Consider the following 22,470-nt stretch of genomic DNA (forward strand, 5'->3'; position numbering starts at 1 on the left):
GAGGGGCGCTTTTGCCGTCTTCCGTTCATGTTGTTTATTGGGCGCCAATTTTCACCAGAGCCACCCCATGCGCCGGCACGATTGCTTTATATTCGCTACGAAATGTCCCAAGAGCCTTCTGACGCCACAGATCACGGACCGACTGCTTTCCACTCATCTTCAAGTCCGAAAAATCTGCGATGACTTCCGCCGGCTGCTCGCCGAGGTTGAACAATCCCACGGCTTGCGAGCCATCTTCCAGAGGCTTTGCCCACACTTGCAGGCACGGCAGCGTGACCGAGTTGGTTTCGCCGTGGCTGGCGTAGGGCGCGGCGCCTGTGAGGGTGATGTCGCCCCCGGCGTGGGAGATTTGTGTGGCGGCGCGGCCAAGCGGGTCTTGATCGATGGCGATGACTTCGTCGTTGGTGAGCAGGCTCAATGTGAATGGGTCGAGTTTTTCTAAGTCACAGCCAATGAGAAGTGGGGAGGAAAGCAGGCACCAGAGGCTCATGTGGGTGTACTGCTCATCTGCGGTGAGATGCGTTGGGTGCAGCGCGGGGCCCCAGCCAACCCAGCCGAGGATCATCATATCGGAGTCGTTCCAGTGGCCGGGCCCAGAAAATGGCGCCCATTTGGACTGCGTGAATCCGTTCTGACAGAGGCTCTCGTAGTTGTCGACGATATCCCCTGTCGTGCGCCAGGCGTTGGAGAGGCGCGCCCAATCGCCCGCGTGCTCGAAGGGGGCGCTGTTGGACAGGCTGTAAACGAAGTCGCGGCCGCTCGCCTTGAGGGCGTCGGACATCTCGCGTGTGTGCTCCTCGTCGTTGGGGTTCCAGTCGTACTTGAGATAATCGAATCCCCAATCAGCCCATTGTTTGGCGTCCTGCGTCACAAACGAATAAGCTCCGAATTGGTGGTGCGGATTGGGCTCGATAAAGCGTTTATCCTGCGGCGGCGACACCCAGGTGTGCTCGGTGTTGGACGCGGTGCTTCCAGGATACATGGCGTACGACGCCATCCAGGGCGTTGAGTAAATGCCAGCCTTTAGGCCCATCCCGTGGATTTGATCGGTCAGCGCCTTCATGTCGGGAAACCGCTCGTTCGCCTGGAGGGCGAGCGATTTTGGATCGGGCTTGCCCTGCCACGTGTCGTCAATATTGATGTAACTCCAGCCATGCCGATCCAAGCCGGCGGCGACCAGCGCCTTGGCGGAGCGCAGCACTTTGTCCTGATCCACGGTCCACGCCCAGGAGTTCCAGCTGTTCCAGCCCATCGGCGGCGTCAGCGCAATCTGATCACCGATCACGATTCGGAACTTCTTCTCGCTGTTTCCGCGCGGGCTGCGTGCTCGGAAGGTAACGCGGTACGTTCCAGGCTTGTCCACTCGCCCGGTGATACGCCCCGTGATGGGGTCCAGTTTAAGCCCCTTCGGAAGCCCCTTGGCCGAAAAGGTCATGGGCCGATCGCCGGTGGCGGGAATAGTGTAGAGAAACGGGCGGCCGGGGCGCTGCCCGTAGACGCCTGGACCATGGATTCGGGGCGCAGCTGAAGCCGGAGGCGTGAGGATGTGCGAAGTATAATCGGGCGCCGCCGTGGAAGGCGCGGGGTCGGCGGCGAGCGCCAGAGACGAAACGCCGCAGAGGCCTGCGGCGAGAGCGAGTGAGAGTATTTTTGACATAGCGAGACGAAATTCTCCGGTAAAGTCGGGGGCGTGAAGGGAGCTACCAGCCGAATGTGGTTTTAGAGTAGGCCGCCAGTTCATTCGCGATCAATTGATGCTGGGCCATACTGGGGTGGCCTCCGCAGCCGTCGTTGTAGCTGCGCGAAAAGAAGAATGCGTGGATGCGTTTATCGCCGGCGCGTTGCTTTTCCTGCACGATCCCCGTCAGGCTGTCCTTTAGAAAAGCGGTCAGCGACGCGTCGGCCATGGGGCTGGTCAAGCAGACGATTTGCGCTTTGGGGTAGCGGCTTCGGACCTGCGTGAGAAACGCGAGATAGGCGGCGCGGAAAGCGACGGGCTCGCCGGAGCCGTCGTTCTGGCCGAGGCAAACGGTGACGACGTCGGGCTGATAGCGCGCGAAGTTCCAGTCACCGGGCGCGTTGCCGCTCACATCGGTTTTGCCGAACACATCCGGCATCGTGACTTTCATATCGCAGCAGCTATGGTGCATGCCGATCCCGGACGCCGATGTTACATGCCATTGTGCGTTCAGCAATCGCGCCGTGACCGGCCCGTAGCTCATGTACGCATTTGTCTGGTCGTACCATTGGCCCTCGCCGCACGGTTTGACGCGGGTGTCGCTCCCCATGCCACAAGTGATCGAATCGCCGATAAATTCCATTTTGCGCTTCGGCTGCCGATCGGGACGCGCCAATCCCGCGCATCGGAATCCCGTAAACTCCAAGTAGCCGATGCTCGATTCGGTGTCTTTGCAGAGCGTAACCGTGTGGGAGCCTTCGGGAAGTCCTTCAGCGATCTTGAGAGTATTAACGGGGCCGGTCATTTGAATACGTTTTGGGGGCAGATCGTCGATAATCACTTCGATATAATTGTGAGAGGTCCCCCAGAGAACCTGATCGTTCACGAGTGCGTCACAGTAGGTTCCGCGAAATTTGGCGCGAAGCGTGCAGCCGGACGCCCAAAACCGGGGCTTCTTTGGGTCGGCAAAGTCGATCCGGCCCATGTACTGAATATTTTTGCTGTCTGCGGCGACAAAGTCGCTTTTGGGTGTGTCGGCGGCGTGAACGACGAATGGGGAACCGGTCGCGATGACCGCTCCCCCGAGAACAATGGCGAAAAGACGATTCATTGGCTGGCCTTTGCTTCTGGATCAGGCGTCACGACGCCTGCGATATCGCCGACAAATGGCCGCAGCGGAACCTTCAAGACGCCATCTTTGGCGGCGATCACCGTAAAACCGCCGCCGGATTTTCCTGCGGCAGTATCCCAGAGGCGCACCTGATACCGCCCTGGCTTCAATGCTCCAAGGCGCAATGTCGCCGTGCGCGGTGAGCGATTCATCCGATCCCGATCGTAAGCCCAGAACAGCACGGAGTGAGCATTTGCCTTCGCCATCACCGCTACCGGAGGCGCATAGCCGACGGCGACGATGCGCTTGGCGACAAACCAATCCGGCCCAGTATTGAAAACCGAGACGGTGTGCGGCCCAGCAGGCACATCCACAGTCATCATTTGATCGGCGCTGCGCTCAACATTGCTTGCGGGAAAATCAAGCTCACGCGGCGTAGCGTCGTCGAGCGAAAGCGTGGGATGCGCGCCGCCTTTTCCGATGGATCCCACCAGCACCTGGAAACGAAACGGCGCGGGACTGTTGACGTGGAACGCAATAGGACGCGGAGTCATCTCGCGATGGCCTGACCCCTGGACGTAGGACGAGACGCCGGAGAGATCAGGCGTTCCCGAAGGCGACAGCGTGACATCGGTCTTCATGGTCGCCTCCCACCCTCCCGGAGGCGCAAACGACAGATCGCCTTTCGCGCCGGGCGCATCAACGCTGACAGCAATTGGGTCCATGGAGTCCAGCGAGGCCACGCCGAACTTCTGAACGAACGCGCCCGCCGAGGCGAAGTGCGGCCAGAGATGCAGAGAGTCCATGCGGTCCCAGAACCAGTACTGCTGCGCGCCAGCGGTCGGAGCGATCAATCCCGCCCAGAGCGCGTCGTGGACCAATCCTGTCTGCTCCTCCGGCTTCGAGTTCGGCGGTCCCCACTCCCCAAAGAACACCGGCGTTTTCAGCCCCTTGGTTCGCAGCGCGGCAAATGTCGAGACGACATCGGGCGGATAGGAATGGATCTGATCGTAGTCCATCCCAATCTGTGATAATGGATTGCCGGGATCGCTGTAACTCGTCGTGATCAAATGATGATTGACATCGATGGAGCGCAGATATGCCGCCATTTCCTTGTGCCAGTTCACTACATCGCTGAAGTGCGTATCGGTCTCACGGATGTTCTGCACTTCATTGAACAGTTCAAAGGCGAGGATATGATCCGAATAGCCCCATCGCGCGACGATATACCGATACTTGGCCTTCGTCAGCCGCCGCGCTTCCGGGTCGGTGAAAAAGTCGTCCGGCTTCTTCAGAAATCCGCCGTTGGCGACATTAAACGGGTTATCCGCCCAGTTGGGATCGGTCTTCTCCGTGTACTGGCCATGGTGCTGCAAGACCATCTGGACATACACGCCATTCTGGGCAGCCGAATCGACGATCGTATCCCAGCGCTTGGCCGCGTCCATCAGGAACTCTCCGCGCGAAGGATTCTTGGTTTTGTCCGCCGACCACTCCAGGTTCTTTCCGTCCCAGGCGTTCATCCAGACGCGCGCCCAGTTCAGATGCGCCTTGTTCATCTGGGAGAAATAGGCGGGATAAGCTGGGTCGCCGCCATTCGTCCAGGCGACGTTGATACCAATCGGGTAGTACGGTCGAGAGTTATCGAAAACAAACTTTTGCGCGCTCTTGGAGCTGCGGCGAATGAATCCAGGGTCTTTTGAGGCGATGCTTCGAAACCGGCTTCCAGCCAAGCCCGCCGGAGACGCGGCCGAACCGTTACGCGTGATCTTGAAGGAGTAATCCCCCACCTTGGCCGGAGTGTAGCGAACACGCCAACGCTCCCCATCCCAGAACGCCGGGATCACGGCGCGCAATCCGCCTGGCCCAGTCACAACAGCGTTGACTTCGTTCTGCGCCGGATCGAATGGATTGCCGCTTTGACCGGGGATCGTGAACGATGTCTCGAACTTATCGAACTGTCGCACGGCGGGCGCCGCCGATGTCTCGGCGGTTTGCGCCTTCGAGCAGGAGACGGCGGACAAGCCCATCATCACCATCAACACCGGCGCACACACCACTGACCGCGTCTTTTGGATCGTTGGCTTCATGTTACCTCGGCTGGCCTTGACCAGACTGGGGAGCCGCCTGACGCGCGGCGGCCTGCGCCGCAGCCGCCTGCTGGGCCGCTGCGGCGCGCTGCTCGGCCATTGCCTTGGGCTCCGCTTCGTCCGAGCCGCCTCCGCCGGCCGCCTGATGGCTGCAGCCCGCCAAGGCGAGCACGCTCATAACGCCTATCCCCACAACACACTTCTTCCATGTCTTCATAGCAATTTCACTCATTCTGTCAAACTCAGCGCAAGAGCCGCGCGGCGACGCGCGGCTCCTGCTTTCTCAAAGGCTAGTTCTTACTGGATGCTGAATGTCGCGGCAATCGACGAGTCCGTGCAGTCCGTGCTGGCCGCGACCGCGCCGCCGCTAGGACCGGGTGAATAGATGCCGCCGCACCAGCCGTTCGTGGTGGTATTGTTGTAGCCGGCGGCCACGGAATTGGGCTTCAGGAACTTAGCGTGCGTGTCAGCCATCAGATAATTCGCGCCCATCTGATGCCGTCCGTCTTTGGACTGGAAGTTCGCGCTTTGCGAGCTGTACCGCAGCCACCCAGTGGCGTACTTCAGGTTCGTGCTGGTTGCGGACGCCGGGTCCGCGCCATTGCCGCCATTGGGATCGTATGGACCGCCGTAACCCAATCCTGAGGGCGACATGCCGTTGTACATGTTGTCCGCATGGATACCGTTGGCGTCGTCCACGCCGTTCCCACGCGAAAGATCGTAATACTTGCCATTAGACGTCTCAAACAGCATGACGGTTTTGGTCGGTGAATTGAACTCAGCAATGCTGCGTCCATCCGCACTTCCCATAATGGTTGGATCCGCGCCAGGCTTGCCGCCAAAGTTGGCATTGATGCCTAGCGACGAGCCGTTCGTTCCGACGCCGGAGTCGTCCGGGCACTTGAACGCGCCGACGCTCTTGACATAGGGATAGACCTGGTAAGCCCAGCCAGCGCAGGTACCGTAGCCGCTTGTGCCATTTGGCATCTTCTCGTCGTAGTCCTGGTTATATTGCACGACCCCGAGACCGATCTGCTTGAGGTTGCTCAGACACGCGATCGCGCGCGCTTTTTCCCGGGCTTGCGCGAAAACGGGGAATAAAATCGCCGCCAAAATCGCGATAATAGCGATCACTACTAGCAACTCGATCAGGGTAAATGCTTGCCGCTTCATTATTCTTCTCCTATGATTGATGTCCTGCGATTAGTCAATGACGAGGGGGCGCGCAGGACTCACGCTCCACCAACGATACGGGAACGACGAAAATTGCTGACGGGAGTGGCGTGGCGCCCTCACGTGCTTCTTCAATTCGGGCGGTCAGTTGACGTACGGCCAGTCGGCCCATTTGGCCTTTGTTCACCCGCACCGTCGTCAACGCCGGGTAGGAATGAACGCTAAACGTCGCGTCATCGAACCCAATAACGCTCAAATCCTTGGGTACGGACAGTCCAAGCGCGCGGCAGGCTGAGAGCACCGCGAACGCGTTCATATCGTTCGCCGCCACAATTGCCGTCGGACTCTCCGGACCGCTCAGCAGCGGCTGCAAATACGGCTCTAGCGGCGAGTGGCGTGTGGCCGAAACGATCCAATCGGGACAGGGAACAATCCCCGCTTCCCAGAGAGCGCACAGATAGCCGCGCTGCCGATCTCGGAACGAGGGCGCCGTCGGCTCATCCTGGATAAACGCAATACGCCGGTGCCCGAGCTCCAGCAAATATTGTGTCGCTGAAAGCATCCCGCCAAAACCGTCGCTCAGGATGCAATCATGACGTCCCAGCGGATCCCGATTATCCACGAGAACCGCAGGAGAAAGATAGGGATCGTAAGCCGCAAGGACTTCCGGGAGCGCCGCGCCTACTAGCAGCATGCCGGCGACGGACTGTTCACGAAACATTTTGGGCATTTCCGGCGGCGTTTCAAATCTGGACGTAGTCCTCAGGATCAGGTGCTTACCTAAACGGCCAGCCTCCGCTTGAGCTCCCATCATCACCGGTGCGTAAAACTCATTGACCTGACTGCCATCCTGATCGGAGGAAAAGTATAAAAAACCCAAAGATTCCGCCGCTTCGCCGCCAATCGGCTCTTCTTCAACTTTCACCACACGCTGACGCGGCTGGTAGTTCAATTCGGCGGCGGCGTGCAGCACGCGACGGCGCGTCTGGTGGCTCAGAAGTTCCGGAGTTCGGAACGTCCGCGACACCGTTGCTGGTGAAACGCCTGCCTGCCGTGCAACTTCATTGATACTGGACATAAGTTATTATAGCAACAGGAATATGATCTGTCAACAATTATTTGCAGAAATTTATGAAACTCTCAGAAACAATCTGCAAAACTTCAAAACACCGTCATTTGAGAAGCAAAATTGAGTGTGAGGCGCCTCAAAGCAGGCCAAAGTACAAGATAATTACAACAAACAGCTTGCCAAAATATCATACTTCTATCATTATTGATGAAATTTCATGAAACAATCATGACAAGAAAGAGAACTATTCGTCCGAGGGGTACGACCGCTGAGAGCCCGGCGCTCGCTCCCAGTTATGCGCGTAGATGCCGCGCGGCTGGATCGGAAGACCGGCGGCGTAGAGGTGAGACGTGTCGCCCATGCCGACACAGCGCGGAACGGCCCAATCGGACGATTGCTGCTCCATGAGCACCATGGTCACCGAGGAAGGCGGAAGCCAGAATCCGGACCACATCGTCTGCACCGGAATTTCCAGCAAATGCGCGAGCCAGGTCAGTCCAAAGCCGCCATGGCAAAACATAGCGATCCGGTCATCCGTGGGCGCGATGCACCGGTAACGCCGGCCTTCTCGCGCATAGCCTAGCCGCATCAGAAACTCATCCGACGCTTTGACGAGGCGAGCGAATCGCTCCGCAAGCTGGTCTTCATGGACAGGCGGGGTTTGATGCCAGTTCTCATAAGAGGGATAGTTGGTCCCGCCTCGAAAGACCTCTCCAGGATAGTCCCAGACGGCCTGTGAGCCGGCGCTCCCCTGCCCGCCCGTGGACCAGTCGAGCTCCGTAGTCCACGGTTCGATCTCCGGCTCCATGCCAAGAACCCGGGCGGTGTATCCGGCGGTATCCCGCGCACGCCCAAGCGGTGAGCTATAGAGTCGATCCAATTCTAAAGTCGCCATCCGAGTTGCAAGTGCTTCGGCTTCTTTGTGACCAAATGCAGTGATTGTGTTGTTGGGATAATCGGGGTCCGCGTGTCGAACGATATATATTCTCATAATAAGCGCTGGATAAATTATACCCGGCGCCCTTCCGTAACGTCCCAGTATTTCGCGGAGCTTTCTCCGTCAGCGCACGCCGCCGGTGACGCCCACTCCGCTCAGCATCGGCTCCAGCACGCTTCCGTCCGTGTCTTCCGCCGGCGGCGCTTTCTCGATCTGAGCAGCATGCGTCTGCTTCGCCATCATCGCTTCGGTCATGTGCGGCGCGAGATTATGGCCGATCGCCGACGCCACACCAGCAGTTCCCACCACCACTTCATCCTCCGGCTTCAAAGCGAGACGCAGGATCACATCGATCACTTCCTGGGGATCGTACGTCGGCGGAATGGGAACGGCTTTGTGTCCGGTATAATTCGCCGCATGTTCAAAAAACGGCGTGTCCATGGAAGTCGGCATGACTGTACAGACATGGATATTCTTCACATCGTTCACGTTCAGCTCCTGACGGATCGCAGAGCTCAATCCCACGACGCCGTGCTTCGCGGCCGCGTAGGACGAGAAATACGGCGCCGGGACTTTCCCGATCACAGACGCGATATTGATCAGCACACCCGACTGCTGCTGGCGGAACTGGCGCATCGCCTGGTAGCTGCCATAGAGTGTCCCCAGAAGATCCGTCTCGATGACTTTGACATGGTCGGCCAGGGGAACATCTTCGAAGCGCCCCAACGCGCCCGCGCCAGCATTGTTCACCCACACGTCGATCCGTCCAAACCGAGCGAGAGTCGCTGCCGCTAGCGCCTCCACTTCCTCGCTTTTGCTCACGTCAGTCGGAACTGCGAGCGCCAGCCCTCCCCCAGCCTCACACTCCCGCGCAACATCGTCCAGCACCTGACCACGCCGCGCCGCCAGCACGACGGACGCCCCCGCCTTCGCAAACTGCACCGAAGCGCCCCGGCCAAACCCGCTCGACGCGCCGGTGACGACAATAACTTTACCGCTCAAATCTTTTTCCGACATGGTATTTCCTTTGCTATCCACGTTCTGTGTCGATCTTAATTCCGTGAAATTTTCTCGTAGAGACTGAGAATTTTTCCCTCGGAGATTTAATCGCAAACGGAGCAGGCATAATACCAACAGGGACACAAAGCAACAGCGACCGCAGATCCGTGTTGTGGATCGACGATCGCTCCCACGCGCAACAGAAAATCAAGACCAACGATCCCGTGAATTTGGAGTAGAACCAAAAAAGCCGCTTCTTCCATATGGAATAGCGGCTATTTTTTGTGTTGGTGCCCCCACCTGGACTCGAACCAGGGACACCCTGATTAAGAGTCAGGTGCTCTAACCAACTGAGCTATAGAGGCGTATCGGCTGCTCCCAATTTCTTGGAAGCAGGGATATTATACCCGCGGTATTTCCGAATTGCAAGGGGTTTAAGCATGCTTGTCGAAAAATAATTACCGTAGGTCATAACGTTACTTGACGCGGGCGGCGCGGCGCTTTGCCAGTTCGTCGGCGATAACACCAAGCAGAATGACAGAGCCCATGACCGCGAAGTTAAGCGAGCTGGGAATGTTCAGCAGGTTGACCAAATTTTGCAGCACCTGGATCAAAGCGGCGCCGATCAAGATACCGATGATGGATCCTTCTCCGCCACGAAGGCTGCACCCTCCCACGACGGCGGCGGCGATTCCGTACAGTTCGTACGAGTTGCCGTGTGTCGAGGGCGAGATCGAGTTCGTATAGAAAGCAATCAAGATGGCGCTGAAGCCGGTCAAAAGGCCGGCGATCACGTAGGTCGTGATGATGACGCGCTGCGAATTGATGCCGGAATAGCGCGCAGCTTCCTCGTTGCGGCCGACGGCATAGAGATGCCGGCCGTAAACGGAGCGGTGCAGGACGACCCACATGATGACGCTGAACACCATCAGGATGACAAACGGCATCGGGACACCGGCCACATCACCCGTCGCCAGCTTTTGAAGCGTCTCAAAACCGTGCGCGTTTCCAAAGCCTTTGGTCTCGTCGTTCGCGATAAATCGAGCCAGTCCACGGTAAAAGAGCAGACCGCAAAGGGTCACAATAAACGGCTGCAGTGGTATCTTTGTTATCAGCAGACTATGCAGAAGCCCAAGTCCCATCGTTAGCCCCAGGATCAGCACAACGGAAAGTACAGGGTTCCATTGTTTATCCACAAGCATAATGGAAAGGATGACACCGGCTAGGGCGAATACCGATCCGACCGTCAGGTCGATACCGCTGGTGATAATGATCAGGCCTAGCCCGAGACTAAAAATCCCAAACAAACCGATCGTACGGGAAAGGTTCTGCACATTTTCGATGTGCGCGAAGTTGGGGTTCTTGATACTGGCGACCACGCACAAAACAACCAGCAGGATAAAGATGCCAAGTTCTTTGCTGGCGCTCTTGATCGGCAAGCGCGGCGGCGCTCCGGGCGGCGTCGCCAGCCGCGGCGTCGTGTCAGTCGTTACGTTCGTTAACATAGATTCCTCTTAGACTGCCGCCGCGCCTTGCTCTTGCGGACGGTCACCGGTCGCCGGACGTTCGCCGCCGACCGCAAATTGCATGATGGACTCTTCGGAACACTTGTCAAAGGGCAGGATTCCCGTGACGCGGCCTTCGTGCATAACCGCAACGCGGTCACTCAGGCTCAGTACTTCTTCCATATCGCTGCTGATCATCAGAATCGCAACGCCCTCTTTGGCCAGATTTCGCATGAGCTCGTAAATCTCGGCCTTCGCGCCCACATCGATCCCACGCGTCGGCTCATCGAAGATCATTAGCTTCGGCTCCAATGAGAGCCACTTCGCCAAAACGACCTTCTGCTGGTTCCCACCCGAAAGGTTCTTGGCAAGAAACTCCACCGACGGCGTTTTCACATTGAGGGCCTTGCTGGCCTTTTGGGCGGAGACGCGTTCTTTGTCGCCGTTCACAAGCCCGGCAACCGCGTAGCGGTTGAGCGCGGGAAGCGTGATATTATTTCGGATGGGCAGATCCGTGATCAGGCCGCAGCGGCGCCGGTCTTCCGGCACGAGATAAATCCCGTTCTTGATGCCGTCACTCGCGCTCTTGATCGAAAGCTTCTTGCCATCCAGCGTGAACGTTCCGGCCAGGGACGAATCGATGCCGAAGATCGCCTGAGCGGCTTCGGAGCGCCCTGCCCCAACCAGTCCGGCCATGCCCAAAATCTCGCCTCGGCGGATCTCGAACTCGACTTCCTTCTGCGGATACTTGCGCGTGCGCAAGCCGGAGACGCTGAAGCGGACCGGCAGCGCCGAAGTATCGTGCGCCATGTGGGTCTTGTCGATATCGCGGCCAACCATCAGTTTGATCATCGAATCGTGCGAAATCTCCGCCCGGCTGAGCCCCCCGGCGTTCCGGCCGTCCCGCAGGCCGATGACTCGATCCGCGATCCGCTTGATCTCGCCCAGCCGGTGGGAAATGTAGATGACGCTGACGCCTTTGGAGCGCAGATCCTCTACTACTGTCAGCAGGCGATCGGTTTCGGACAGGGTCAAACTGGACGTCGGCTCATCCATAATCAGGATGCGCGAGTTGAGCGAGAGCGCCTTGGCGATCTCCACCATCTGCTGCTGCGCCAGGGAAAGATTTTTGAGTGGGGTCCGGCTGGAGACGTTCAGCCCCAACTGGTCCAGAAAAGGCTGCGTGTCGGCCGCCATGCGCGCCGTATCGATGAGGCGCAAAGGGCCGCGCAGGGGTTCGCGGCCAAGATAGACGTTGCCGGCGACATCGAGGTTATCCAGCACGTTCAGTTCCTGATGAATGAAACTGATGCCCGCGCGGATTGAGTCTTTGACGCCGGTGATCTTGACGGGCTTGCCGTTAATGAGGATCTCGCCTTCGTCGGGCTGGTGAACGCCGCCCAGGGTCTTCATCAACGTCGATTTTCCGGCCCCGTTTTCGCCGATCAGGGCGATGACTTCCGCGGGATAAAGCTTCAGGCTCACGTCCTTCAGCGCTTGAACGCCGGCGAAACGCTTACTGATCCCCTTCATCTCCAGAATTGGGTCCGGCATGGCATCTGAAATCGACATCAATAGATCCTCCGCGCCTGCGATTTCTCGCAGGCGCGCGCGCCGGTGGTTCCGGCTGTCACGACGAAGGCGCGATCCCGCATTAGGAGCGTCCTCGCAGCTTGTCGAGCTTGGCCTTGAAGTCATCGACATTGGCCACGGTGATGGCCTGGGTCGGAACGAAGATCTGCTTACCGGCGGGGACGCCGTCCTTCTTGCCGGCGACCAGGTCGTTCAGAAGCTTGACGGCTCGGTATCCGAACTCGTAGGGCTGCTGCACGATCGTCGCGGAGATCGAGCCGTCCTTGACGCCTTCCAGCGTTTCGGTCTCTTCGTCGAAGCAGACGATCTTGACCTTACCGACCTTTTTCGCATCCTTGATGGCGTTCAGGATCGCGGGGCCATTGTAGCTCCACAGACCGACGCAGGCGGCGAGGTCCGGAGTCTTGACCAGGGCGTCGGCGACATTCGATTTCGCCTTCGCATGGTCGGCGTCGTCGGTGCGGACATCGAGGACCGTGATATTAGTGCCTTTCAGAGCGTCGCGGATACCGTTCTCACGGTCCTTGGCGTTCTGCGCGTCGCGGACGCCGACGAACATCATGATCTTGCCGCCCTGCGGCAGGGCCTTCTTGATCTCTTCGCCCGCCATCAGGCCGGCGGCGTGGTTGTCGGTGCCGATGTAGCACATGCGATCGCTGTCAGCGGCGTCGCTGTCCTGGGTGATCAGGATGGTCTTCTTCGCGACATCGTTCAGCATCTGGGTCTGGTTCTTCGGGTCGACCGGGCTGATTGCGATTCCCTTGACGCCCTTAGCGAGCTGATCGTCGACATTGCTCTTCTGGGTGGCGGCGGTGCCATCCGACGGCATGACAAACTGCACGCTGACGTTCGGCAGTTCCTTTACGGCGGCGTCGACGCCCTTGTGAGCGATCGTCCAGTAGTCGGACGCATTGTTCGTAACAAACGCCAGCGGGACCTGTCCACCGGCAGGCGGCGGCGTCGTACCCGGGGTAGTCGTGGTGACTGTCGTGGTTGTGCTGCCTTTATCGTCCTTATCGCCACAACCGGCGAGCAGTGCTAGCGTCATCGATCCTGCAAACACCATCGCGGTGTGTTTTTTGTCCCAAAACATAGTTTTCGATCGGCTCCTGATTTGAATTAGTCGCAAATATGATACTTACGACCGAGGCTGACAGCTAATGAATATCTGTGCGAGACATATTGTCTCTGGTGATCAGGGTGACGGGAAAGATACCGTAAGGCGCAATACACGTCCAATTATAGAAGTTTATGACTGTTCTGTCAACGCAAGTCAATTTATTCGTATGGAAATATTCGATCGCGCATTGTCTCCGTTTATAGACAGACCTATAGAGGGCAAAGATCGTCTTGAGACTAGGGGCGACCACCGCGCGCTTCTTGCAGCGCCAACCACAGCACTGCGGAGCCGAGGTCGATCGTTACAGGAAAGTTGGTGCGCCGGGAGGGATTCGAACCCCCGGCCCTCAGTTCCGAAGACTGATGCTCTATCCACTGAGCTACCGGCGCACGAAGCGGTCCACAGTTGTGGATCGCATAATTATAGCATACCGAACATGTGATGTCAAACGATATGACCGCTTGAAAAATAATTTATAAACGATTAACCTGCGGATTTTATTGCTAGGGCCTTCTACTGAACCGGATCAGTTCCCCGAATGTTTCGGAATATGCCCTTCCAGCCAGTTTCGGTCCTGACTGAAGATCGGAGGGATCTCGATTTCCCACACATTGCGCTCAACATTGAGGGCCAGATGCATGTCGCCTGTGCGCTTGTCGGTAAACGCGACATCGCCCACAGTGTGGTTATTGACGATGCACCGTCCCCGCTTGAACCCACCCGGCATGTCGTTCCAGTTGATCCCCTTGTGCATCCAGAGCAGCTCCTGCATCTCATCCGAAGTCTTGCCCTGGAGCAGGTCGTGCTCGAAATGCGCGTGCGCGGTCATCGAGATCGAATTGCGCGTGGCGTCCTGCCCTCGCCAGATGAAATAGTTCGCAACTTCAACGGGATCGGGAATCGTAAACGCACGACTGTCAAAGAACGCAATCGGGGCGCCGTCGAGTGAATTGCTCTCGCCCTTTGCCGCCAGACGACGCCAGCGCGCGGCGTTGAAATGCGCCGCCGCCATAGACGCCGAGATCGAGACCAGCTTTTGCACGTTGCCGTCGAACCACGCCTGCGTTTGCAGCTGCCCGAAATCCGTGACCAGAATACTAATCTCATCCGACTGCACGTAAGCAAACTGTGCGCCTTCAATCCCCTTGCAAAGCGCCATGGCCGTCTGGTCCATATCCTCCATCAGGTTCACATCGAAGGGACGTTCGCAGTCGCGCGTGTAGGTGTGGAAACTCTTGCCGTCAATACGAAGAATTGTGTATGTGCGGCGCGGCAAATACACCCGCGTCCTGTTCTCGTAGTAGCCCTTCATCCGATCGCCCAGTGAATCTTTGCTCATTGTGTTTTCCGATCTCATTCCAATACGAAAAAAGCCCCATGAATAAATCCATGGGGCTGATAGCAAATTCGGCGATTTATCCGCCCGAACCCTCGTTCCCTCGAAGCAGACCATATTCGACGCTGTCCACCAGCGCGTGCCAGCTGGCGTCGATAATATTGGTAGAGACACCGATGGTGCTCCAGCTGTCGGAGGCGTCGGCGCTATCCACGATGGCGCGCACCTTGGCGGCGGCGCCTTCCCGCGCGTTCACCACGCGGACCTTGAAGTCGGTCAATCGAATATCCGCCAGATCGGGGTAGTGCTCGGTAAGCGCTTTGCGCAAGGCGCTGTCCAGCGCGTTCACCGGACCATCGCCTTCGGCGACCGTCAGCACTTCCTGACCGTGAACGCGCAGCTTGACGGTGGCTTCGGTGATCGCCTCTTGATCGCCCCCACGCCGCTCCACGATGACTCGATACCCTGTCAGCTCGAACAAAGAACGATAATTCCCCGTCGCCTTCTTCACCAGCAGTTCAAAGCTGGCCTCGGCGCCTTCGAACGAAGAGCCTTCGTGCTCCAAACGCGCGACTTGCTTTAGGATCTCTTTCGTCTCGGGGCTGTCCTTGCGCAGGTCAGAATTGTCGCGCTGGACTTTCTCTAAGATGGTCGAGGCTCCGCTATGCTCGCTGACCAGGATACGGCGCTCGTTGCCGACCAAAGTGGGATCGATATGCTCATACGTCTCCGAGTTCTTGCGCATCGCGTCCACATGCAGGCCGGCCTTATGTGCGAAGGCGCTGCGGCCGACATACGCCGCCGACATCTTCGGCGGAACGTTCGCGATCTCATCAATGAAATTGGAAAGATCGGAAAGCTCTTTCATGCGGGACTGGCAAGAAAGTTCATAGCCCAGCTTCAACCCAAGGCTTGGGACGATACTAGTCAGATTTGCGTTGCCCGTCCGCTCCCCCAGCCCATTGATCGTACCCTGAACCTGGATAGCGCCGACTTCGATCGCCGCGAGGCTGTTCGCCACGCCGCACTCGGCATCGTTGTGCGTATGGATGGCGAACTTGCCGTTCGGGAACCGCACTCCGATCTCGGAAACGATCTTCGAAATCTCATTCGGCAGCGTGCCGCCGTTCGTATCGCAGAGAGCAACCACATCGCAGCCCGCGTCCAGCGCCGCCGCCACACACTTCGACGTGTATTCGGGATTGCGCTTGTACCCATCGAAAAAGTGCTCCGCGTCGTAGATGACTTCCTTACCCTTCAACTTCAGATATCGCGTCGTGTCCGCGATCATCTCCAAATTGGTCTCAAGAGGAATACGCAGCGCTTCCGTGACGTGAAAATCCCAGCTTTTGCCAACAAAGGTGATAACGGGCGTCTGCGCATCCAGCAATTGCTGAAGCATGGGGTCGGTCTCGGCCGTCGTCGTTGGCCGGCGCGTGCTGCCGAAGGCGGCGAGCTTCGCGTGCTTCAGAGGGATCGACTTCATACGATCGAAGAACTCGATGTCCTTGGGATTGCTCCCCGGCCATCCGCCTTCGATGTAGTCCACGCCAAATGCGTCCAGACGCTTGGCGATCTTGACCTTGTCTTCGACGCTAAACGAGATGCCTTCGCCCTGCGATCCGTCGCGCAGGGTCGTGTCATAAATATCGATTTTTCGAGAGGAGGCTGCCGTCATTGGTTCTTCCTTTTCGGGTGTATAACAAAAAAAATGCGCACCGCCACAAGCCGAAGTCCCGACCGGGGAGGCGCGCGCAGCGTGTCACCCGACCGGGCTCATAATGGCGATGCCCGCGAAAATCGCGATCTCAATCAGAAGATATTGCATATCTCTCAAAACCATACTAAATGGCGCTCTCGCCCTCTTCGCCGGTCCGTATCCGAATAGCGCGCTCGACAGGGTAAACGAAGATCTTCCCATCCCCAATCTCCCCCGTCTGCGCCGCTTCTTCGATCGCCGCCACCGCCGCATCGGCGTGCTCGTCGCTCACGACCAATTCCAGCTTGATCTTCGGCAGCAAATTCACCACATAAGTATTGCCGCGATACTTCTCCGTATGCCCCCGCTGGTGGCCATAGCCACGCACATCGGAGACAGTCATCCCGACCACCCCGATATCCTCCAGCGCTTCCTTCACCTGATCCAGCTTCATCGGCCGGATAATGGCTTCTACTTTTTGCATACGATTTGTCCTCGCTGACAAATGGCGAAATTACAGCGCCGCGACGACCAGATCGCCCATCTCGGTGCAGGTCACAATCTTCGTGTCCGGCGTTTCGGCGATGTCGCCGGTGCGGTGGCCCGCGTTCAGGACGCTCTCGACGGCCTTCTCAATTTGCAGCGCGGCGGCTTCGGCGCCGAGGGAGTAGCGGAGCAGGAGGGCGGCGCTGAGGATGGTGGCGAGGGGGTTGGCTTTTCCCGTGCCGGCGATGTCGGGGGCGCTGCCGTGGCTGGGTTCGTAGAGGCCGAAGGTTCCCTGGCCAAGGGAGGCTGAGGGCAGCATTCCTAAAGAGCCGGTGAGCTGGGCGGCTTCGTCGCTCAGGATGTCGCCGAAGAGGTTTTCGGTCACGATGACGTCGAAAGACTGCGGGCGGCGGACGAGGTCCATGGCGGTCGCGTCGACAAGCTGGTGGGTCAGTTCGACGTCCGGGTACTCGGCGGCGATTTTGGTGGCGGTGTCGCGCCAGAGGCGCGAGGTTTCCATGACGTTGGCTTTGTCGACGCTGACGACGCGCTTGGTCGGGCGCTTTTGGGCGGCCTTGAAGGCGACGTGCAGGATGCGGGTGATTTCTTCGCGGCTGTAAAGACAGGTATCGATGGCGTTATCGCCTTCCCAGCTCTTCGGCTGGCCGAAGTAGAGACCGCCGGTCAGTTCGCGGACAACGAGGATATCGAAGCCGCCCTGGACCAGATCCGCGCGCAGTGGGCAGGCAGAGGACAGGGCCGAGTAGAGAATGCAGGGGCGCAGGTTGGCGTAGAGGCCGAGCTTCTTGCGCAGGGGCAGAAGCGCGCCGCGCTCGGGGCGCAGGTTTGGGTCCGGGATGATGTCGTACTGAGGACCGCCGACGGCGCCGAAGAAGATGGCGTCGGAGTTCTGTACGAGTTCGAGCGTTTCCGGGGGGAGCGGGTGACCGGTGGCGTCGTAGGCGGCGCCGCCCACGAGAGCCTCGGTGAACTCCAGGTCCAGGCCGTGCTGCGGCGCAACGGCTTTGAGAACCTTCAATCCCTCGGCAATGATCTCCGGGCCGATTCCGTCGCCCGCCAAAACTGCTATCTTCGCCATATCTATGCGTTTCCTTGATTGGTTGAAATTTCGGTTCGAAGCGTTTTCAAAAATTCGCCGAAGCCCATTTTGCGCCAGAACGCCTGCGACGCGGGGTTCGCGCGCACGACCTGCACTTCGATGTTGTGGACATCGTTGTCGATGAACCAGAGACGCAGACGTTCGTACAAACGACGCCCGATCCCGTGTCCGCGCGAGTCCGGCCGGACGCAAAGGTCGGCGATGTACCCGCACTCGCCGGCGGCGAGGGTCGGGCGCTGGACAATCTGTCCGAAGGTGTATCCCACGACCTCACCAGCGCGAACGGCGACGAAGATACCGATTTCGCCGTCGATCCGCGCCTTGAGATACTCACGAAACCAAGCTTCCGCGTCCGGTCCGGGCGTCAGGTAGGGATCGTGTAAGGCGTTGGTTTCTTGAAGGACGCGCCAGAGGGAGACGATCGTCGGAATGTCGTCGCGGACGGCGGCTCGGACAATCGTCTCTCCCATATGCCTACACGTGCTCCAGAATGCGTTCTTCCTGCTGGCGTCCGGAGACGCGCGCGATCTGCTTGTTCAGCGCCTGCAAATACGCCTTGGTGCTTGCCACGAAGATATCCGTGTGCGCGGCGTGCCCCGTGTAGATCATGTCGCCTTCGGCTTTGATCCGAATGGTCACATCGGCCATCGCGTCGATCCCCTCGGTGACGCTCTGCACGGTGTACTCGATCAGATCGTTCGGGATCTGGACAATGCGATTGACCGCCCGATAAATGGCGTCCACAGGGCCATTCCCGGTATCGGCGTCGAGCAGGATCGCCTTATCGGCGTTGCGCAGTTTGACGGTCGCGGTCGGGATCGAATGATCGCCGCACGAAACCTGCACCTGGACCAGCTCGAACGCCTGCGCCACCGTGGTGTGCTCGTCGGCGACAATCGCGTCCAAATCCTCGTCGTAAACGACTTTCTTGCTGTCGGCCACGTTCAGGAAGCGTGCGTACACGCGCTCGAACTCGGTGTCCACGTCAAACGTGTGTCCGAGCTTGGACAGCCGATCGCGCAGTGCGTGGCGGCCGGAGCGCGCCGAAAGAATGATCTTGCTTTCGCTGATGCCAACGGTCGCGGGATCGATGATCTCGTAAGTATCGCGCTGCTTGAGGATCCCATCCTGGTGAATGCCCGACGAGTGCGCGAAGGCGTTCGCGCCGACAATCGCCTTATTGGGCTGCACCAAGATGCCCGTCAATGAAGACACCAGACGCGAGGTCTTGTAAATCTCCGTCGTGGTGATATTCGTCTGCACCTGGTAGATATCGCCGCGCGTGTAGATCGCCATGACGACTTCTTCGAGCGACGTATTCCCTGCGCGCTCGCCAATGCCGTTGACGGTACACTCGACCTGCCGCGCGCCGGCCTTGACCGCCGCCAGCGAATTGGCGGTCGCCATCCCGAGGTCGTTGTGGCAGTGCGCCGAAAGAATGATATTCTCCGACCCAGGCACATGGTTCAGAACGCCTGAGAACAGCGCTCCGTACTCTTCTGGAGACATATAGCCCGTAGTGTCCGGAATATTAATCACCGTGGCGCCAGCCTTGATCACGGCCTCAATGACGCGATAGAGATACTCTTTGTCCGCGCGGCCGCTGTCTTCGGTGAAGTACTCAATGTCCTGACAGCCGAGCGACTTGGCGTATTTGACGGCGTTGACGCCGATCTCCATCGCCTGCTCGCGCGTCTTCTTCAGCTTGTGCTGCAAATGGTTATCGCTGACGCCCAGTCCCGTATGGATGCGCGGCCGCTTTGCGCCTTTTAAGGCATCCCAGGCCACGTCGATATCCTTCGGCACCGCGCGCGTCAGACCGCAAATCGTAATGCGATCGCTCACCGTCGCCGCCACGCGGCGGACGGCCTCGAAATCGCCGGGGCTGGAAATCGGGAATCCGGCTTCGATGATGTCCACACCTAGCCGCTCGAGTTGGCGGGCGATCTCCACCTTCTCGTCAATATTGAGCGAAGCGCCGGGCGACTGTTCCCCGTCGCGCAGCGTCGTATCGAAAATTTGGACTTGGTTGTTTGCCATCGAACTCTTGCCTCTGCTTTTCTAGACCATTCCCCGTGAGTGACCTATTCCCCCGCGCTTTAGCGCGTTTCCCCCTTTTCCCAGCAAGCGGCTTCGCCGGGGAAAAGGGGTGCTGATAATTACAATCCAGGCGAGTTTTGTCGTTGGGTTTCGACCCCTCCGCCCCATCCTGGGGAACAGGATTATTTGCGAACACACTCTGCTCCCCAGGATGGGAACGGGGGCCGGAATCTCACGGAACACTCGCCTAGACGACAGTTACGAACACCCCCTTTCCCGCCCGAAGGGCCTTTAGTTGGGAAAGGGGGAGGCCGAAGCTCGCTTCGGCGGGGGGATAGGTCCCTCACGGGAATAGCCCCTACTCCGTCGCTTCTACGACGTCCGTCTTCTTGACCCACGACATCAGCCCGCGCAGCTGCTTGCCGACGGCTTCCAGCTGGGACTCTTGATCGATCGCCGCGAGCGCGTTGAACGACGGGCGATTGGCCTTGTTCTCCAGGATCCATTCCTTGGCGAACTGACCGGTCTGGATTTCCTTGAGGATCTTGACCATTTCGGCCTTAGTGTCATCGGTGACGATGCGCGGGCCGCGGGTCATGTCGCCGTACTGGGCGGTGTCTGAGATCGAGTAGCGCATGCCGGCGATGCCCGCTTCGTACAGCAGGTCAACGATCAGCTTCAGCTCATGCAGACACTCGAAGTAAGCGATCTCCGGCTGGTAGCCGGCGTTCACCAGGGTCTCGAAGCCGGCTTTGACCAAGGCGGTCGCGCCGCCGCAAAGAACGGCCTGCTCGCCGAAGAGGTCGGTTTCGGTCTCTTCGCGGAAGGTGGTCTCAAGGACGCCGCCGCGCGTGCCGCCGATGCCCTTCGCCCACGCCAGCGCCAGATCGCGCGCCTTGCCGGTGGCGTCCTGGTGGACGGCGATCAGCGCCGGAACGCCTTTGCCTTCCTGGTAGGTGCGGCGAACGAGGTGTCCAGGGCCCTTCGGGGCGACCATGAAGACATCCACGCCCTTGGGAGCCTTAATCTGGCCGAAGTGGATGTTGAAGCCGTGGCCGAAAACCAGCGCGTTGCCTTCTTCGACATAAGGCGCGATGCTTTCGCGGTAGACATCGCCCTGATACTCATCGTTGATGAGGATCATAATGATGTCGGCTTCCTTGGAGGCTTCTTCGACTGTCTTCACCGACAGACCGGCCTCGGTCGCCTTCGCCCAGGACTTGGAGCCCTCGCGAAGTCCGACGCGCACGTCGAACCCGCTGTCCTTCAGGTTCAGCGAATGCGCATGTCCCTGTGAACCGTAGCCAATGACGGCGATCTTCTTGCCGTTTAAAAGTGTCGAGTCAGCATCGTTCTCGTAATAAACCTTAGCGGCCATGTTTCTGTGTTCTCCTAAATGAAATTCGTCAAACGTCCGAATTATCTTGCGAAATTTGGGGATCGGCGTCCGCTTTCGGCTGGCCGAACTTCGCGGCGGCAAACCCCGCCGCCGCGCCCACAACGATAAAGAGCACAAGATTGATCGCAAGGTTCTTCACCGTGTCCAATCCCAGGCGATCCGTGAGGGCGTTGTACACCGTCCAGAGCGCGTAGTTGCCGCCCCCGACCGCAAGGCCGATGAGCGCGCCGCGCGGAACCTGACGGGTAAACGAGCCCCACATCACGCCGATCACCGGCGCCGCGATCAGCAGCGCCAGCATCAGCATATTCGCCTGGTGGATCGTGATCAGCTCTTTCAATCAGCCTCCGGTTGACCGTTCTAGTCCATCCTAGTATCAGAGCCGGCGGTTGAAACCGCGCCTGCAAGAGCGCAGAAGTCCGCCTTCGCGGACTACATCATCCTCAACGGCGTGTTCCAAAATACACGTTGTGTTCAGCGGCCACGTTTGGATTATGTAACCCACGCAGGTGGATTTCTGCGCTCTTTCAGGCGCGGTTTTAACCGCCGGCTAGATCTTGTTGGCGCCTATGCGACTACATTCCCCGGATGCCGCGGGCCATCGCGATGCGGCCTGTGCGTACCAGTTCGCGGATGCCGTACGGCTCCAGCAGTTTCTCTAAGGCGTCGATCTTGTCGTTGCCGCCCGTCACTTCGATGACGAACGTTTTGTCCGACATGTCGATCACACGGCCCCGGAAGATCTCAACCAATTGCAGAATTGCCGTCCGATTGTTGACTTCGGCGTTCACCTTGATCAGCGCCAGTTCACGGGCGATGATCGGAACATCAATGTAGTCCTGCACCTTGCTCACGTCGATCAGCTTGTGCAGCTGCTTGGTGATCTGCTCGACTTCCTGCTCGTCGCCGTTGACCACGACGGTCATGCGTGAGATCTTCGGGTTCTCGGTGATGCTGACCGCGAGGCTTTCGATATTATAACCGCGCCGCGAAAAGAGCAGAGCGACGCGCGCGAGGACGCCGGGCTTGTTCTCCACGAGAACGCTAATGGTATGTTGCTGTGTTTGCGTCATGACTTTTCCGGTCCGCTCTTGATACAAGAGACGGCCGATCCG

The 22,470-nt window shown here is 58.7% G+C and carries 20 protein-coding genes and 2 tRNA genes; all 22 read right to left on the minus strand.

The window, feature by feature from the left end; translation table 11 throughout:
- Nucleotides 1-34 precede the first annotated feature (34 nt).
- On the minus strand, nt 35-1,657 hold the full coding sequence (locus ABIZ35_RS03475) for a putative Ig domain-containing protein (RefSeq protein ID WP_348218480.1): 1,623 nt from the start codon (nt 1,655-1,657) through the stop codon (nt 35-37).
- Between the two features lie 43 nt (nt 1,658-1,700).
- Nucleotides 1,701-2,789, minus strand: a complete 1,089-nt coding sequence (locus ABIZ35_RS03480; protein ID WP_348218481.1) for an SGNH/GDSL hydrolase family protein — start codon at nt 2,787-2,789, stop codon at nt 1,701-1,703.
- A complete protein-coding gene (locus ABIZ35_RS03485; protein ID WP_348218482.1) occupies nt 2,786-4,879 on the minus strand; it encodes a DUF5060 domain-containing protein in 2,094 nt (697 codons plus the stop codon). The genes ABIZ35_RS03480 and ABIZ35_RS03485 overlap by 4 nt, the downstream gene beginning before the upstream one ends.
- Before the next feature lies 1 nt (nt 4,880).
- Nucleotides 4,881-5,057 (minus strand): hypothetical protein, encoded by a 177-nt coding sequence (locus ABIZ35_RS03490; protein WP_348218483.1) that lies wholly within the window; start codon nt 5,055-5,057, stop codon nt 4,881-4,883.
- A 119-nt stretch (nt 5,058-5,176) separates the two neighbouring features.
- Nucleotides 5,177-6,052 carry a DUF1559 domain-containing protein gene (locus ABIZ35_RS03495; protein WP_348218484.1) on the minus strand — a complete coding sequence of 292 codons (876 nt, stop codon included), beginning with the start codon at nt 6,050-6,052 and terminating at the stop codon, nt 5,177-5,179.
- Between the two features lie 34 nt (nt 6,053-6,086).
- Nucleotides 6,087-7,130 (minus strand): LacI family DNA-binding transcriptional regulator, encoded by a 1,044-nt coding sequence (locus ABIZ35_RS03500; RefSeq protein WP_348218485.1) that lies wholly within the window; start codon nt 7,128-7,130, stop codon nt 6,087-6,089.
- Between the two features lie 235 nt (nt 7,131-7,365).
- Nucleotides 7,366-8,112 (minus strand): histidine phosphatase family protein, encoded by a 747-nt coding sequence (locus ABIZ35_RS03505; RefSeq protein ID WP_348218486.1) that lies wholly within the window; start codon nt 8,110-8,112, stop codon nt 7,366-7,368.
- A 69-nt stretch (nt 8,113-8,181) separates the two neighbouring features.
- Complete coding sequence (locus tag ABIZ35_RS03510; protein ID WP_348218487.1) at nt 8,182-9,075, minus strand: SDR family oxidoreductase; 894 nt, start codon at nt 9,073-9,075, stop codon at nt 8,182-8,184.
- A gap of 270 nt (nt 9,076-9,345) precedes the next feature.
- Nucleotides 9,346-9,422 (minus strand) — tRNA-Lys (locus ABIZ35_RS03515).
- A 111-nt stretch (nt 9,423-9,533) separates the two neighbouring features.
- Nucleotides 9,534-10,562 (minus strand): ABC transporter permease, encoded by a 1,029-nt coding sequence (locus tag ABIZ35_RS03520; RefSeq protein ID WP_348218488.1) that lies wholly within the window; start codon nt 10,560-10,562, stop codon nt 9,534-9,536.
- 9 nt (nt 10,563-10,571) lie between these two features.
- On the minus strand, nt 10,572-12,134 hold the full coding sequence (locus ABIZ35_RS03525; RefSeq protein WP_348218489.1) for a sugar ABC transporter ATP-binding protein: 1,563 nt from the start codon (nt 12,132-12,134) through the stop codon (nt 10,572-10,574).
- Nucleotides 12,135-12,216: 82 nt separating this feature from the next.
- Nucleotides 12,217-13,248: a sugar-binding protein gene (locus tag ABIZ35_RS03530; protein WP_348218490.1), complete on the minus strand. Its 1,032-nt coding sequence runs from the start codon at nt 13,246-13,248 to the stop codon at nt 12,217-12,219.
- A gap of 340 nt (nt 13,249-13,588) precedes the next feature.
- Nucleotides 13,589-13,664, minus strand: a tRNA-Arg gene (locus tag ABIZ35_RS03535).
- Between the two features lie 137 nt (nt 13,665-13,801).
- On the minus strand, nt 13,802-14,614 hold the full coding sequence (locus ABIZ35_RS03540) for a tRNA(His) guanylyltransferase Thg1 family protein (protein WP_348218491.1): 813 nt from the start codon (nt 14,612-14,614) through the stop codon (nt 13,802-13,804).
- Between the two features lie 76 nt (nt 14,615-14,690).
- Nucleotides 14,691-16,289 carry a citramalate synthase gene (gene cimA / locus ABIZ35_RS03545; protein WP_348218492.1) on the minus strand — a complete coding sequence of 533 codons (1,599 nt, stop codon included), beginning with the start codon at nt 16,287-16,289 and terminating at the stop codon, nt 14,691-14,693.
- A 166-nt stretch (nt 16,290-16,455) separates the two neighbouring features.
- On the minus strand, nt 16,456-16,794 hold the full coding sequence (locus ABIZ35_RS03550; protein ID WP_348218493.1) for a P-II family nitrogen regulator: 339 nt from the start codon (nt 16,792-16,794) through the stop codon (nt 16,456-16,458).
- A 30-nt stretch (nt 16,795-16,824) separates the two neighbouring features.
- A complete protein-coding gene (gene leuB / locus ABIZ35_RS03555) occupies nt 16,825-17,895 on the minus strand; it encodes a 3-isopropylmalate dehydrogenase (RefSeq protein WP_348218494.1) in 1,071 nt (356 codons plus the stop codon).
- A 2-nt stretch (nt 17,896-17,897) separates the two neighbouring features.
- Nucleotides 17,898-18,386, minus strand: a complete 489-nt coding sequence (locus ABIZ35_RS03560; protein ID WP_348218495.1) for a GNAT family N-acetyltransferase — start codon at nt 18,384-18,386, stop codon at nt 17,898-17,900.
- Nucleotides 18,387-18,390: 4 nt separating this feature from the next.
- Nucleotides 18,391-19,956: a 2-isopropylmalate synthase gene (locus ABIZ35_RS03565; protein WP_348218496.1), complete on the minus strand. Its 1,566-nt coding sequence runs from the start codon at nt 19,954-19,956 to the stop codon at nt 18,391-18,393.
- 358 nt (nt 19,957-20,314) lie between these two features.
- Nucleotides 20,315-21,334, minus strand: a complete 1,020-nt coding sequence (gene ilvC, locus ABIZ35_RS03570) for a ketol-acid reductoisomerase (RefSeq protein WP_348218497.1) — start codon at nt 21,332-21,334, stop codon at nt 20,315-20,317.
- 28 nt (nt 21,335-21,362) lie between these two features.
- Nucleotides 21,363-21,695 carry a hypothetical protein gene (locus tag ABIZ35_RS03575; protein ID WP_348218498.1) on the minus strand — a complete coding sequence of 111 codons (333 nt, stop codon included), beginning with the start codon at nt 21,693-21,695 and terminating at the stop codon, nt 21,363-21,365.
- A 235-nt stretch (nt 21,696-21,930) separates the two neighbouring features.
- The gene (ilvN, locus tag ABIZ35_RS03580) at nt 21,931-22,428 is read right to left on the minus strand and encodes an acetolactate synthase small subunit (protein WP_348218499.1); all 498 of its coding nucleotides are present in this window, start codon (nt 22,426-22,428) and stop codon (nt 21,931-21,933) included.
- Between the last annotated feature and the right edge of the window lie 42 nt (nt 22,429-22,470).

This window comes from Capsulimonas sp. (genome assembly GCF_039929585.1).
Lineage (GTDB): Bacteria > Armatimonadota > Armatimonadia > Armatimonadales > Capsulimonadaceae > Capsulimonas.

What these genes read in the sequence shown, in the direction of transcription:
- ABIZ35_RS03505 (WP_348218486.1), bottom strand. Translation starts at nt 8,112, where the DNA reads ATGAGAATATATATCGTTCGACACGCGGACCCCGATTATCCCAACAAC.
- ABIZ35_RS03480 (WP_348218481.1), bottom strand. Translation starts at nt 2,789, where the DNA reads ATGAATCGTCTTTTCGCCATTGTTCTCGGGGGAGCGGTCATCGCGACC.
- ABIZ35_RS03565 (WP_348218496.1), bottom strand. Translation starts at nt 19,956, where the DNA reads ATGGCAAACAACCAAGTCCAAATTTTCGATACGACGCTGCGCGACGGG.
- ABIZ35_RS03550 (WP_348218493.1), bottom strand. Translation starts at nt 16,794, where the DNA reads ATGCAAAAAGTAGAAGCCATTATCCGGCCGATGAAGCTGGATCAGGTG.
- cimA (WP_348218492.1), bottom strand. Translation starts at nt 16,289, where the DNA reads ATGACGGCAGCCTCCTCTCGAAAAATCGATATTTATGACACGACCCTG.
- ilvC (WP_348218497.1), bottom strand. Translation starts at nt 21,334, where the DNA reads ATGGCCGCTAAGGTTTATTACGAGAACGATGCTGACTCGACACTTTTA.
- ABIZ35_RS03540 (WP_348218491.1), bottom strand. Translation starts at nt 14,614, where the DNA reads ATGAGCAAAGATTCACTGGGCGATCGGATGAAGGGCTACTACGAGAAC.
- ABIZ35_RS03495 (WP_348218484.1), bottom strand. Translation starts at nt 6,052, where the DNA reads ATGAAGCGGCAAGCATTTACCCTGATCGAGTTGCTAGTAGTGATCGCT.
- ABIZ35_RS03560 (WP_348218495.1), bottom strand. Translation starts at nt 18,386, where the DNA reads ATGGGAGAGACGATTGTCCGAGCCGCCGTCCGCGACGACATTCCGACG.
- leuB (WP_348218494.1), bottom strand. Translation starts at nt 17,895, where the DNA reads ATGGCGAAGATAGCAGTTTTGGCGGGCGACGGAATCGGCCCGGAGATC.
- ABIZ35_RS03500 (WP_348218485.1), bottom strand. Translation starts at nt 7,130, where the DNA reads ATGTCCAGTATCAATGAAGTTGCACGGCAGGCAGGCGTTTCACCAGCA.
- ABIZ35_RS03520 (WP_348218488.1), bottom strand. Translation starts at nt 10,562, where the DNA reads ATGTTAACGAACGTAACGACTGACACGACGCCGCGGCTGGCGACGCCG.
- ABIZ35_RS03485 (WP_348218482.1), bottom strand. Translation starts at nt 4,879, where the DNA reads ATGAAGCCAACGATCCAAAAGACGCGGTCAGTGGTGTGTGCGCCGGTG.
- ABIZ35_RS03530 (WP_348218490.1), bottom strand. Translation starts at nt 13,248, where the DNA reads ATGTTTTGGGACAAAAAACACACCGCGATGGTGTTTGCAGGATCGATG.
- ABIZ35_RS03490 (WP_348218483.1), bottom strand. Translation starts at nt 5,057, where the DNA reads ATGAGCGTGCTCGCCTTGGCGGGCTGCAGCCATCAGGCGGCCGGCGGA.
- ABIZ35_RS03475 (WP_348218480.1), bottom strand. Translation starts at nt 1,657, where the DNA reads ATGTCAAAAATACTCTCACTCGCTCTCGCCGCAGGCCTCTGCGGCGTT.
- ABIZ35_RS03510 (WP_348218487.1), bottom strand. Translation starts at nt 9,075, where the DNA reads ATGTCGGAAAAAGATTTGAGCGGTAAAGTTATTGTCGTCACCGGCGCG.
- ilvN (WP_348218499.1), bottom strand. Translation starts at nt 22,428, where the DNA reads ATGACGCAAACACAGCAACATACCATTAGCGTTCTCGTGGAGAACAAG.
- ABIZ35_RS03525 (WP_348218489.1), bottom strand. Translation starts at nt 12,134, where the DNA reads ATGTCGATTTCAGATGCCATGCCGGACCCAATTCTGGAGATGAAGGGG.